The 12,689-nt window shown below is 60.1% G+C and carries 10 protein-coding genes and 1 pseudogene; 8 read left to right on the top strand and 3 right to left on the bottom strand.

Features of this window, described 5'->3' with window-relative positions:
• The 3 genes and pseudogenes from ACX3P1_RS08830 to ACX3P1_RS08840 all read left to right on the top strand — a co-directional run.
• Nucleotides 1-1,623 carry a GMC family oxidoreductase gene (locus ACX3P1_RS08830; protein WP_459079196.1) on the top strand — a complete coding sequence of 541 codons (1,623 nt, stop codon included), beginning with the start codon at nucleotides 1-3 and terminating at the stop codon, nucleotides 1,621-1,623.
• 27 nt (nucleotides 1,624-1,650) lie between these two features.
• The gene (locus tag ACX3P1_RS08835) at nucleotides 1,651-2,457 is read left to right on the top strand and encodes an enoyl-CoA hydratase (RefSeq protein ID WP_459079197.1); all 807 of its coding nucleotides are present in this window, start codon (nucleotides 1,651-1,653) and stop codon (nucleotides 2,455-2,457) included.
• Between the two features lie 113 nt (nucleotides 2,458-2,570).
• Nucleotides 2,571-2,648 (top strand): annotated as a pseudogene (locus ACX3P1_RS08840) (IS6 family transposase); the annotation flags it as partial.
• A 48-nt stretch (nucleotides 2,649-2,696) separates the two neighbouring features.
• Here ACX3P1_RS08840 and ACX3P1_RS08845 read toward each other — a convergent pair.
• Entirely contained in the window at nucleotides 2,697-3,383 is a 687-nt protein-coding gene (locus tag ACX3P1_RS08845; protein ID WP_459079198.1) for a TetR/AcrR family transcriptional regulator, read from the bottom strand.
• 152 nt (nucleotides 3,384-3,535) lie between these two features.
• Here ACX3P1_RS08845 and ACX3P1_RS08850 point away from each other — a divergent pair, with 152 nt between their 5' ends.
• Genes ACX3P1_RS08850 through ACX3P1_RS08870 form a run of 5 tightly spaced genes read left to right on the top strand, consistent with a single transcriptional unit; the run spans nucleotide 3,536 to nucleotide 8,980 of the window.
• The gene (locus tag ACX3P1_RS08850; RefSeq protein WP_459079199.1) at nucleotides 3,536-4,291 is read left to right on the top strand and encodes an SDR family NAD(P)-dependent oxidoreductase; all 756 of its coding nucleotides are present in this window, start codon (nucleotides 3,536-3,538) and stop codon (nucleotides 4,289-4,291) included.
• 8 nt (nucleotides 4,292-4,299) lie between these two features.
• Entirely contained in the window at nucleotides 4,300-5,559 is a 1,260-nt protein-coding gene (locus ACX3P1_RS08855) for an acyl-CoA dehydrogenase family protein (protein ID WP_459079200.1), read from the top strand.
• A complete protein-coding gene (locus ACX3P1_RS08860; RefSeq protein ID WP_459079201.1) occupies nucleotides 5,549-6,262 on the top strand; it encodes an SDR family oxidoreductase in 714 nt (237 codons plus the stop codon). The genes ACX3P1_RS08855 and ACX3P1_RS08860 overlap by 11 nt, the downstream gene beginning before the upstream one ends.
• A 33-nt stretch (nucleotides 6,263-6,295) precedes the next feature.
• On the top strand, nucleotides 6,296-7,903 hold the full coding sequence (locus ACX3P1_RS08865) for an AMP-binding protein (protein ID WP_459079202.1): 1,608 nt from the start codon (nucleotides 6,296-6,298) through the stop codon (nucleotides 7,901-7,903).
• Nucleotides 7,904-7,930: 27 nt separating this feature from the next.
• Complete coding sequence (locus tag ACX3P1_RS08870) at nucleotides 7,931-8,980, top strand: phosphotransferase family protein (RefSeq protein ID WP_459079203.1); 1,050 nt, start codon at nucleotides 7,931-7,933, stop codon at nucleotides 8,978-8,980.
• Between the two features lie 326 nt (nucleotides 8,981-9,306).
• On the opposite strand, the gene bktB is transcribed toward ACX3P1_RS08870, so the two are convergent.
• Nucleotides 9,307-10,488: a beta-ketothiolase BktB gene (bktB, locus tag ACX3P1_RS08875; RefSeq protein WP_459079204.1), complete on the bottom strand. Its 1,182-nt coding sequence runs from the start codon at nucleotides 10,486-10,488 to the stop codon at nucleotides 9,307-9,309.
• Between the two features lie 57 nt (nucleotides 10,489-10,545).
• A complete protein-coding gene (gene scpA / locus ACX3P1_RS08880; RefSeq protein ID WP_459079205.1) occupies nucleotides 10,546-12,687 on the bottom strand; it encodes a methylmalonyl-CoA mutase in 2,142 nt (713 codons plus the stop codon).
• Between the last annotated feature and the right edge of the window lie 2 nt (nucleotides 12,688-12,689).

Consider the following 12,689-nt stretch of genomic DNA (forward strand, 5'->3'; position numbering starts at 1 on the left):
ATGAAAAAAGACCTCAAGGATGCCGGTCGCTATGACTATGTCGTGATCGGCGCAGGCTCATCCGGCTGCGTCGTGGCCAACCGGCTTTCCACCGACCCCGCGCGGCGCGTGCTGGTGCTGGAAGCGGGCGGGTTGGACAACTGGATCTGGTTCCACATTCCTGTCGGCTATCTCTTTGCGATCGGCAATCCGCGCGCGGATTGGATGTTCGAAACGGAGGCCGAGGCGGGATTGAACGGCCGGACGCTGCCTTATCCGCGGGGCAAGGTGATCGGTGGTTCCTCCGCCATCAACGCCATGATCTATATGCGCGGGCAGGCTGCGGATTACGACAACTGGCGCCAGCTTGGTCTCGAAGGCTGGGGTTGGGACGACGTCCTGCCCTTCTTCCTCAAGCACGAGGATCACCTCGCGCCGCCCAACATGCTGCATCGAAGCGGGGGCGAACTGCGCGTCGAGCCGCCACGGGTGCGCTGGGAAATCCTGGACGCCGTACGCGAAGCAGCTGAGGCAGCAGGCATCCGCAAGATCCCCGACTTCAATGCCGGCGATAATGAGGGCTCCTCTTATTTCGACGTGAACCAGAAGCGCGGCCGGCGCTGGAGCGCGGCCAGTGCCTTCCTGAAGCCGGCTCTCAAGCGGCCGAACCTGCGTCTGGAAACGGCCGCCCATGTCGAGCGCGTCGTGATCCATGACGGCCGCGCAGTCGCGGTTATCTTCATCCAGAATGGTCAGGGGCACCTCGCGCATGTCGACGGCGAGGTGATCCTGTCCGCCGGGGCCGTCGCTTCCCCCACCATTCTTGAGCGCAGCGGTCTTGGTGCGGCCGCGCATCTGAGCGATCTCGGCATCGAGGTTCAGGTCGACCTCCCCGGTGTTGGCGAGAACCTGCAGGATCACCTGCAGATACGGCCGGTCTTCAAAGTCGACGGGGTGCGCACGCTCAACACCGACTATGCCAATCTCTTTACCCGCGCGATGATGGGTGTCGACTATGCCTTCCGCCGGCGAGGGGCGCTGACCATGGCCCCGTCCCAACTTGGGATATTCGCCCGCTCGTCGAAACGCTATGCGACGGCCAACCTCGAATTCCACATCCAGCCGCTGTCGCTCGACAAATGGGGCGACGGCCTGCACCGCTTCGGTGCTTTCACCGCGAGCGTCGCCAATCTGCGCCCGACCAGCCGAGGCAGCGTCCATATCCGGGGCGGCGGCGCCGACGACAAGCCGTCGATCCGGCCGAACTATCTGTCGACGCAGGAGGATCGCGACGTGGCGGTCGAAAGCATCAGGCTGACGCGCCGTATCGTCTCGCAGGCACCGCTTGCCCGCTTCCATCCGGAGGAGTTCAAGCCTGGCCGTGAATTGCAGAGCGACGCCAAGCTCGTGAAGGCGGTGGGTGATGTGGCGACCACGATCTTCCATCCGGTCGGAACGGCCAGAATGGGAACGGCGGACGATCGCCACGCCGTCGTCGATGCGCGGCTGCGCGTTCGCGGCGTGAGCGGGCTGCGGGTGATCGATGCCTCGATCATGCCGCAGATCACCTCCGGCAACACCAACGCGCCTTCGATGATGATCGGCGAAAAGGGCGCCTCGATGGTGCTGGAAGAAGCACGCTAGGCGTGCGGAGAGCAGGGGAGGATCGGCATGAGCGACTATCAGTATGTCCTTTACGAGCGGATCGGATCGGCGGCTCGCATCTCGCATAATCGGCCGGAGCGTCGGAACGCCGAAGGCCGGCAGATGCTGGAGGAGATGGGCGACGCCGTAGATCGCGCAGTGCGCGACGAAGCAGTGCGCGTCATCATCATCGCCGGTACCGGCGATCACTTCAGCGCGGGGCACGATCTCAAGGAAGGAGAGGTCGAGCGGCGCGACTTCACGGTGGAAGAACGCTACGCTTTCGAGGAGCGCTTTTATTTCGACTTCTGCATGAAGATCTGGGATGCACCCAAGCCCACGATCGCGCAGGTGCAGGGTGCCTGCATCGCGGCCGCCTTCATGCTCGCCAATGTCTGCGACCTCATCGTCGCTTCCGAAGATGCATATTTCGCCGACCCCGTGGTCAACTCGTTGGGCGCTGCGGCGGTCGAGGTGCTGGTCCATCCAACAGTGCTGGGGCTGCGGCTCGCCAAGGACCTGCTTTATACCGGGCGGCGCATGGAGGCACAGGAAGCCCTTTCATGCGGTATGGTCTCGCGCCTCGTTCCGAGGGATGAAATGGAGGATGCGACGCTCGCGCTGGCGGAACAGATTGCCAGGACGCCGCCTTTCGCACTGAAGCTCGTCAAGCGCTCGCTGCATCGGACGATGGACATAGGCGGCTTCCGCGCGGCGCTTGATGCGCATTTCGACACGCATCAGCTTTCCCATGCGTCGAGCGAGTTCGGCCGCTCCTGGCGGTCGGGCCTCAGCAGCGCGATCGATCGCGGCAAGGGCGCGACCTCGCGATAGCGCTCCCTCGCGAAGTCAGTCGCGACGAAGCCTGTTGCTGAGATGGTTGTGTTGCAAACGTTGCGGTAATTCGGATCTGGTATGACGAGGTCTCCCCTTGAGGAGACCGTTTGATGTTCAAAGGCCGTCATGTCGACCGATCAATGATCCTGCTGTGCGTTCGCTGGTACCTCGCCTATGGTCTGAGCTTATGCTCGCGACGATGGGTCCTGAGGGGACGCTGATCCGCTTGCGGTCGGTTATGCCTTCAGCGCAGCTTCGACAAACGCAGTTACCGTCCCGATGTATTGTTCAATCTTCACGCCACGCTTCCTGTATTTGCTGCGTTTGACGTACCAGTCTTGGAGAAGCGGCTTTATCAAAGATGCCGAGAGTTCAACGTCGGATACGGAAAATATCTGCTTCTGCGCCCCGTCCCGAAGCGCATCCGCGAAAACCGCCTCTGTCGCCAACTCGCTGTCAATCGCCTTACGGCGAGCAGGCGCGGGAAATGATTTGGCCTCCATATAGGCGAAAACGAACCACGGTTGCATAGCTTCCGTCAGCCGGATGTGGGTGTCTATTAGCCATCGTACCAACCCTATGGGATCTTCGCGCAACTCGGGGGGTGGGGAGTTGAGCGCTCCATTCACCGCTGCCGAAACTTCGCCCAGAATCATCGTCAGCAACGTGTCCTTGCCGTCTATGTAGGAGTAGAGGCCGCCCATGCTGAGGCCGGACTCCCGGGCAATCTCGCGCAACGTCGTGGCGTGGAAGCCCTGCCGGTTCGAAAGCTTCAGTGTCGCTTCGATGATGCGGCCGAGATTGGCGATTGCCAGATGTGGCTTCTGAACACTGACGGTGTCTCGGTGCCGTTCCAGGATTCGACCACATATGACTTCGGTCGAAAAGGGATATGGCCCCTGTCTGTTGGATTGGGAGTTCACGGCTTCTCCATCAGTGTCGATTCCACAATACCAATTCTATGCCAGTCATGCAGATTTGTCCGATTGCCGCGCAGAAAATCTTAGCTTGCAAGAGCGTAATATAGCTACTAATAAATCGAGCGCTCGTTTGAATTTTACGGATAGATGGTTTCATGGCCTTTGCAGAACTTGCCGGAAAGACAGCATTAATCACCGGGGCCTCGAGTGGTTTGGGCGTGCATTTTGCCAATGTTCTCGCGAGACATGGTGCATCTGTCGTCCTTGCTGCGCGGCGTCTGGGGGTACTGGAAGACGTTTGCGCTGCCATTCATAAGAATGGCGGCACAGCTCATGCCGTCCAAATGGATGTGACGGAGCGGAGTTCTGTCGAGGCGGCTTTGGCGGAGGTCGAGGGTAACATCGACATTCTTGTTAACAATGCCGGCATTACGGCCGACCGGCGCGCCAGCGATCTTGCCGAAGCTGAGTGGGACGGGGTGCTGGACACCAATCTGAAGGGTGCGTTCCTGGTCGCGCAGGCGACAGCGCAACGGATGAAGAGTGCAGGGGCCGGCGGCGCCGTCGTCAACGTCGCGTCCATCCTGGGTCTGCGGGTGGCTGGTAACGTCAGTGCCTATGCAGCGTCAAAAGCCGGCGTGATCCAGCTCACCAAGTCGCTGGCATTGGAATGGGCGCGCGACGGCATAAGGGTCAATGCATTGTGCCCCGGCTATATCGAGACTGATCTCAACCGAGATTTCTTTGCTTCCGATCCGGGGCTGGCCCTGATCAAGCGCATACCGCAGCGTCGGTTGGGGCAACCCGAGGATCTCGACGGCGCGTTGCTCCTGCTTTGCTCGGATGCAGGCCGTTACATCACCGGGATCGAGCTCGCGGTTGATGGCGGACATCTTGTTTCTTCGCTTTGAGGTGAACCATGAATTTTGAAATCGCTTCGCATGTCGAGAATTTCCGCAAACGCATTGCTGATTTTGTTGATCGGGAGATTATTCCGCTGGAGAGTGACCGGGCATCCTACGATGCCCATGGCAACATCACGCTGGAACGGCTCGGTGACTTGCGGGCCAAGGCGAAGGCCGAGGGTCTCTGGTGTCTGCAACTCAAGCCCGAGACCGGCGGAGCGGGGCTGAACAAAGTCGGCATGGCGGTATGCTACGAGGAGATGAACCGGTCGATCTTCGGACCCGTCGTGTTCAATTCTGCAGCACCCGACGACGGCAATATGATGGTGCTTGAGGCGCTCGGGACGGAGAAGCAGAAGCAAAAATGGCTGAAGCCCATTGTCGATGGGCAGATTCGGTCGGCATTCGCCATGACCGAGCCGCATCCGGGCGGCGGGTCCGATCCTTCGATGATCCAGACTAGGGCTGAAAAGCAGGGCGACAAATACGTGGTGAGTGGCCGCAAATGGTTCATCACCGGTGCGGAGGAAGCAAGCCATTTCATTCTCATGGCACGGACCTCCGACGATGCGCGCCACGGGCTGACGGCATTTCTGTTCCACGAGGACCAGCCGGGATGGAAAATCCTGCGCCGAATAGAGATCATGGGCCCCGAGGAGCATGGCGGCCATTGCGAACTCGAATTCGATCGACTCGAAATTCCAGCTGAGAACATCTTGCTAGGCGAGGGCAGGGGAATGAAGGTCACGCAGATCCGGCTCGGGCCGGCGCGGCTGACGCATTGCATGCGTTGGCTTGGCCTATCCAAGCGTTGCCTGGAAATCGCTCGCGCCTATGCCGCCGAGCGTCAGGGTTTTGGGCAAAGGCTGGCCGACCGTGAAAGCATTCAGCTGATGCTGGGCGATCTTGCCATGCGTATCGAAATCGGTCGGCTGCTGGTCATGAAGGCCGCCTGGGAACTCGACCGGGGCGGCTTCGCCCGCAAAGAGGTATCGATGGCCAAGATACACGTCGCCAACGTGCTGCATGCCGCCGCCGATACGGCAATTCAGATCAATGGCGCGCGCGGCTATTCGAAGGATACGGTGCTCGAGTGGATTTATCGCTATGCCCGACAGGCCAGGCTGGTCGACGGTGCGGACGAAGTTCACAAGATGGTGCTGAACAAGTTTCTCACTGAAGAAGGACGCGATTTCTGGCGCTGGGACGTCGCAGATGACGGGCTATCGGCGCAGGCCGGGGCACCCGTTGCAGTCGCGCAGCATGAAGCCTGACGCCGCTATCGTTACCGGAGCCGCCCGCGGTATCGGCGCAGCAATCGCCGAACGACTTTCCCGCAACGGCTGGCGCGTGGCGGGATTCGACCGCGCCTTCGGTGAAGAATCCCCTTCGTATCTTGCCGTCCAGCACGTGGTTAATGTTGCCGACTACGAGGCAGTACTTGCCGCGACGAGCCTTGTCGAAAAGACCATTGGCCCGGTCGGAGCACTGATCAACAACGCCGGCATCACGAGGGACGCGCTTTGTCACAAGATGGACCCCGCGGACTTCAAAGCCGTGCTGGACGTCAATCTATCAGGGCCGTTTCACCTGTGCCGCGCTCTGCTTGCCGGTATGCGCGGACGGGCATTCGGCCGCATCGTCAATATTTCTTCGATGAATGCACAACGCGGCCAGGTCGGGCAGGCTAATTACGCCGCAGCGAAGGCCGGGCTTATCGCGTTGACGAAGTCGATCGCGCTGGAGAATGCCGCGAAGGGAATAACCGCTAATTGCATCGCGCCCGGTTTCATTCAAACGGTCATGACCGATGCAATGCGGCGTGACGTCCGTGATGCCGAGGTCGCGTGCATCCCGGCAGGCCGCATCGGCATGCCGATGGATGTCGCTTCGTCCGTTCTGTTTCTGACGTCTGACGACGCAAGTTTCATCACTGGGCAAGTGCTCTCTGTGAATGGCGGACAACTCATGCCTTGATTGGGCGTCCATAAGGCAATCGGGAGGAACGGTATGCGTATTGAAAGCCATCTCGCGGCACGCGCGGCCAACCATCGTCCATTGACGCCGCTCGACTTTCTCGACCGAGCCGTGCTGGCATTTCCGGAGCGGCCGGCCGTCGCGTGGCGTGACAGCACATGGACCTACCGGGAATTTTTAGCGATCGTCACGAGGTTTGCATCTTTCCTCCAGCGTGAAGGTGTGAAGTCAGGCGAAGTTGTTTCCGTAATCGCGCAAAACCGCCCCGAAATGCTGGCCGCCCACTACGCAGTGCCGATGGTCGGCGCAGTGCTGAGCACGATCAATACCAGGTTGGACGCGGCCACCATCGGCTACATACTGGAGCATTCCGAAAGCCGGATAATCATCACCGATGAAGGTTGCTTGCCGGCTGCCCGCGAGGCGGCTCGGGCGGCGGCTGTGCCGCTTTTCGTCCTTGGCTCCCCTGGCGATACGGGCAACGGGTCGCTCGATTTTCTCGGGGACGGCGAGGTGCCTGCGACGCCCGATCGCGATGTGGCGCTTGCGGACGAATGGCAGCCTATCTGCCTCAACTACACGTCAGGAACCACCGGCAAGCCGAAGGGCGTCGTCTATCATCATCGAGGCGCCTACCTGAACGCGCTTGGCAATGTGCTGGCGCTCGGATTGAACCAGCATTCCGTCTATCTCTGGACGCTGCCAATGTTCCATTGCAACGGATGGTGCCACACATGGGCGGTGACGGCGGCTGGTGGCCTGCATGTCTGCCTCGATCGGGTCGATCCCGAGCTGATTTTCGAGGCAATCGGACGCTATGGCGTGACGCATTTGAGCTGTGCGCCGGTAGTGCTTTACATGATGATGAACCATCCGACCGCCGTGACCAGAAACGTATCCCAGAGGCTGACCGTGGTGACTGGCGGTGCCTCGCCGACTAGCACGCTGATTGCGCAATTGGATTCGCTAGGGTTCGATCTCATCCACCTTTACGGGTTAACCGAATCCTATGGGCCGGCGACGCTTTGCATACTTGATGACAAAGACGCGACCAAAGACGCACAAAGCAAGGCGCGGCTTCTCTCGCGCCAGGGTATTCGGCATCTAACGGCGAGCAGCGTTCGAGTGGTCGATGAACAGGGTGACGACGTCGCTTGCGACGGAACTGCGCTTGGAGAAATCGTGCTGCGGGGAAACACGCTGATGTCTGGCTATTATCGAGACGTGGCTGCCACCGAGGCGGCTTTTGCCGGCGGCGTGTTCCACACTGGCGATATTGCAGTGATGCATCCTGACGGATATGTGGAGATCAAGGATCGATCCAAGGACGTGATCATTTCGGGGGGAGAGAACATCTCGAGCCTCGAGATCGAGAGCGTGCTGCATCAGCATCCGGCGGTACTGCTGGCCGCGGTGGTTGCCGCACCTGATGACAAATGGGGCGAAATTCCTTGTGCCTTCATCGAGCTCAAGCGGGGTGCATCAGCGACCGCAGAGGAGCTTCTGCAATTTGCTCGCCAGCATCTAGCCGGCTTCAAGGTGCCGCGTCGCTTCGAGTTCCGGGAACTTCCGAAGACCGCAACCGGTAAGATCCAGAAATTTATTCTGCGCCGTGCGGTGCGACTTGATTCCCAAGCGTAGGGCGTCATCACCAGGAAGGACATGTTAGTGATAGATCATATCGATTCTCTGCCGGTTGCAGGTGCCGATTTCGACCCTCAGGACTTGCGGGCATTTCTTGCAAGTCATTTCGGCGAGACTGGCTCGTTCTCATTGGAGAAGATCGCCGGGGGACAGTCGAACCCGACCTATTTCGTCGACTATGGCAGCCACAGCATGGTGTTGCGCAAGCAACCGGCAGGGCCAATTTTGCGTGGCGCGCACGCCATTGATAGGGAATTTCGAGTGCTTGAAGGGCTGTCCCGGACAAACGTCCCGGTTCCAAGAGTGATCCTCTATCATGACGATCCCAAACTGCTCGGTACACCGTTCTACCTGATGGAGCGCCTGCGCGGTCGCGTGTTCCACGATTGTTCGCTGCCCGAACTTTCTGCTCCTGAAAGGCGGGGGATTTATCTCGGCATGGCCGAGGCGCTGGCGAGGCTCCATGCTATCAGGCCTGAGGAGATCGGCCTTGGCGATTTCGGTCGGCCGGGAAACTATTTCGAACGCCAGATCGCGCGCTGGACGAAGCAGTATCGCGAATCTTCTGGCGAACCAATATCGGCGCTAGATGCGGTTGCCGAATGGCTGTCAGAAAATCGGCCCGAGCATGATGGGCAGGTTTCTATCGCTCATGGTGATTTCAGGCTTGGGAACATGCTGTTCCACCCAACAGAACCCAAGGTGATAGGTATCCTTGACTGGGAGCTTTCTACTCTCGGACATCCGCTGGCTGATCTCGGATTTTGCTGCATGCCATGGCATACCTCGCCCGACGAGTATGGCGGCATCTTAGGTCTTGATTACCATGCGTTGGGGATTCCCTCAGAGGTCGAGTTTACTAAGCATTATTTTGCTCAGGCAATACCGACGGCACAGTTCAGGTCGTTCCATATTGTCTTCGCGCTGTTCCGCTTTGCCATCATCTTCGTTGGGATTGCTGATCGAGCCCGCGCAGGCAACGCGGCCGCCGCCAATGCCGAGAACGTCGCGCCGCTCGCCGGCCAATTCGCCCAACGGGCCAAGGAAATCATAGACGGGTCTCACCGGTTCTGAAGTGTTACCTTGGGCTCTGTTGACGGCTGGCAATTCAATCCTTTCGGTTTCCGCTGGGCCCGAGTCTTGTCGAGGAAATGCTGCTGGAGTGCGGCATTGGCCTACGTGTGAATCGACACCGAAGGCTGACCCTCTTGCCAGAGCGCCAGGTCTTGATCTCTCTCTTCATTGCGGGCGAGGGTAGGGGCGCGATCGGCGTAGATCTTGACCCCGCGGAAACGTAAGATTTTACCAGTGCAGTCAAGCACTTAATACCAATCACCGAGGGTCAATCTTCGGCACTTTATCATAGACCAAAGAAGTGTTTTCAGGTTTGGTGTTCTTTATCAGCCCACTTTAATGACCAAGGCGATACCTTGCCCGCCACCGATGCACATCGTGATCAGGCCGTAGCCGCCACCGAGGCGCTGCAATTCATGAATAGCTTTTACGGTCAAGATCGCGCCCGTTGCGCCTATCGGATGGCCGAGCGCAATGGCACCACCATTGGGATTAGTGATCTCGGAGGGAAATCCTAATTCCTTCGACACTGCGCAGGCTTGGGCGGCGAAAGCCTCGTTCGACTCGATCACTTTGAGGTCTGCGACGGAAATCCCGGCACGCGACAACGCCTTGCGCGTGGCTTCGACTGGGCCAAGTCCCATAATCGCTGGGTCGATACCGGAATGGGAATAGGCGACAATCCTGCCGAGGATCGGTCGCCTTTCGAGGCAGGCCGCACCCTCCTCCATCATAACCAACGCAGCAGCGCCGTCGTTCATCCCCGACGCGTTGCCGGCCGTGACACTGCCTTCCTTCATAAAAGCAGGGCGCAAAGCGGACAGGTGCTCCACAGTGACATCCGGCCGTATATGCTCGTCTTTGTCGAAAACGACCCTGCTTTTTCTGCTCGTAAGTTCCACGGGCACGATCTGAGACTTAAACCGCCCTTCCGCAGTCGCCTTTGCAGCGCGCCGATGGCTCTCGACGGCATAGGTATCCTGTTCAACCCGGGAGATATTGCTTAACTTCGCTACGTTCTCGGCGGTAATTCCCATGTGGCCAGCTCCGAACGGATCGGACAGCACACCCGCCACCATGTCGATTACCGTGCTGTCGCCCAGACGCTGCCCCTCGCGAAGCGCCGGCAACAAATAGCCACCTCGGCTCATGCTTTCAGCACCGCCGGCGATCACGCAATCTGTGTCACCCAGCATGATCGATTGCGTACCCGTTATGATAGCCTGAAGGCCGGAACCACAAAGTCGATTGAGCGTCAGGCAAGGAACGGAGGCGTCGAGTCCGCCTTCGATAGCCGCAACCCGGGACAGGTAGGCGTCACGTGGCTCACCGTGGATGACATTGCCAAAAACCACGTGGCCGACACGCTCAGGGTCAATGCCGGCGCGCTCGACCGCAGCTTGGAGCACTATCGTCGCTAGGCGTGTGGCGGATACATCCTTTAACGAGCGACCAAACGAGCCGATTGGCGTACGCGCAGCGGAAACGAAGACGACCTGATTTGTCATTTACTTACCTCTCGAATTTATTCATTGCGGCTGCAGGCAACCTGCCCAGCCCTCTGATTACTTGTTGCGGCGCTTGCCTTCCATGAGATCGAGCACGGCGCGGCCGGCTTCGAGCACGTTGGTGCCGGGGCCGAACACGGCCGCCACGCCCTGATCCAGCAGGAACTGATAGTCCTGGCGCGGCACGACGCCGCCACAGACGACAATGATGTCGTGCCCACCCTGCACTTTCAGTTCCTCGATCAGTTGCGGTAGCAGGGTCTTGTGGCCGGCGGCCAGCGAAGACACGCCCAGCACGCGGACCTTTGCGTCGATGGCCATTTCGGCGGCTTCCGCCGGCGTCTGGAACAGCGGACCGGCCAGGACGTCGAAGCCGATATCGCCGAAGGCCGAGGCGATCATCTTGGCGCCTCGGTCATGGCCGTCCTGGCCGAGCTTGGCGACCATGATCCTCGGCTTATGCCCAAGCGTCCTGGACACCGCATCGAGCCGTGCCGCGAGCGTCTGGAATTCCGGCTCACCCTCATAGGCCTTGCCATAGATCTGTCCGACGACCTCGGGCGTTGCCGTGTGATCGCCAAAGACACGGCGCATGGCATCGGAAATCTCGCCGACGGTAGCGCGGGCGCGGGCGGCTTCGACGGCGGCTTCGAGAATGTTGCCCGGACCACCTGCGGCGACTGCCTCCAGCGCAGCCAGGGTCGCTGCGACGCGCGCGCCATCGCGCGAGCGCCTGATCTGCTCCAAGCGGCTGACCTGCGCCAGGCGCACCGCCTTGTTGTCGATGTCGCGGCTATCGATCTGGTCTTCGCTTTCAAGCCTGTAGCGGTTGACGCCGACGATCACTTCCTCGCCCATGTCGACCGCCGCCTGACGACGCGTCGCCGCCTCTTCGATCATGCGCTTGGGCAGGCCGGTGGCGACGGCCTTGGTCATGCCGCCCATCACTTCCACTTCCTTGATCAGCGCCCAGGCCTTTTCGGCAAGCTCGTTGGTGAGGCTCTCGACATAGTAGGAGCCAGCCAGCGGATCGACGACCTTGGTGACGCCGGTCTCGTGCTGGAGGATCAGCTGCGTGTTGCGGGCGATGCGCGCCGAAAACTCCGTCGGCAGCGCAATCGCCTCATCGAAGGAATTGGTGTGCAGCGACTGCGTGCCGCCAAGAGCGGCGGCCAACGCCTCATAGGCGGTGCGCACGATGTTGTTGTAGGGGTCCTGTTCCTGCAGCGACACGCCCGATGTCTGGCAATGGGTGCGCAGCATCAGCGAGGTCGGCTTCTTCGGCTCGAACTCGGCCATGATGCGCGACCATAAAAGCCGTGCTGCCCGCAGCTTTGCCGCCTCCATGAAGAAATTCATGCCGATGGCAAAGAAGAAGGAAAGACGACCGGCGAAGGCGTCCACGTCGAGCCCCTTGGCCAGGGCGGCGCGCACATATTCGCGCCCGTCGGCCAGCGTGAAGGCCAGTTCCTGCACCAGCGTCGCGCCGGCTTCCTGCATGTGGTAGCCGGAGATCGAGATCGAGTTGAATTTCGGCATCTCGCGCGCCGTATAATCGATGATGTCGGCAACGATCCGCATCGAGGGTTCGGGCGGGTGGATGTAGGTGTTGCGGACCATGAATTCTTTCAGGATATCGTTCTGGATCGTTCCTGAAAGCTTTGCACGCGAAACGCCCTGTTCTTCGCCGGCGACGATGAAATTGGCAAGGATCGGGATCACGGCGCCATTCATGGTCATGGAGACGGACATTTCGTCCAGCGGAATGCCGTCGAACAGGATTTTCATGTCCTCGACCGAATCGATGGCGACGCCGGCCTTGCCGACATCGCCCTCGACGCGGGGATGGTCGCTGTCATAGCCGCGATGGGTGGCAAGGTCGAACGCCACCGACAGGCCTTTCTGGCCGGCCGCCAGCGCCTTGCGGTAGAAGATGTTGCTTTCCTTCGCCGTCGAGAAACCGGCATATTGCCGGATGGTCCATGGCCGGCCGGCATACATGGTGGCGCGCGGACCACGCAGGAACGGCTCTATCCCCGGCAGCGTGCCGAGATGACCGACGCCTTCAAGATCAGCTTGGGTATAGAGCGGTTTTACGTCGATGCCTTCCGGCGTATGCCAGACGAGATCGTCCGGAGAGGCCTTTAGCTCGCGTTCGGCAAGCTTGTGCCACGCGTCATGGCTTGTGCGCTCGGCCATCG

Source organism: Mesorhizobium sp. A623 (genome assembly GCF_054489405.1).

Bases quoted from the DNA above. Each gene is read 5' to 3' on its own strand.
- ACX3P1_RS08830 (WP_459079196.1), top strand. From the start codon at position 1: ATGAAAAAAGACCTCAAGGATGCCGGTCGCTATGACTATGTCGTGATC.
- ACX3P1_RS08835 (WP_459079197.1), top strand. From the start codon at position 1,651: ATGAGCGACTATCAGTATGTCCTTTACGAGCGGATCGGATCGGCGGCT.
- ACX3P1_RS08850 (WP_459079199.1), top strand. From the start codon at position 3,536: ATGGCCTTTGCAGAACTTGCCGGAAAGACAGCATTAATCACCGGGGCC.
- ACX3P1_RS08855 (WP_459079200.1), top strand. From the start codon at position 4,300: ATGAATTTTGAAATCGCTTCGCATGTCGAGAATTTCCGCAAACGCATT.
- ACX3P1_RS08860 (WP_459079201.1), top strand. From the start codon at position 5,549: ATGAAGCCTGACGCCGCTATCGTTACCGGAGCCGCCCGCGGTATCGGC.
- ACX3P1_RS08865 (WP_459079202.1), top strand. From the start codon at position 6,296: ATGCGTATTGAAAGCCATCTCGCGGCACGCGCGGCCAACCATCGTCCA.
- bktB (WP_459079204.1), bottom strand. From the start codon at position 10,488: ATGACAAATCAGGTCGTCTTCGTTTCCGCTGCGCGTACGCCAATCGGC.
- scpA (WP_459079205.1), bottom strand. From the start codon at position 12,687: ATGGCCGAGCGCACAAGCCATGACGCGTGGCACAAGCTTGCCGAACGC.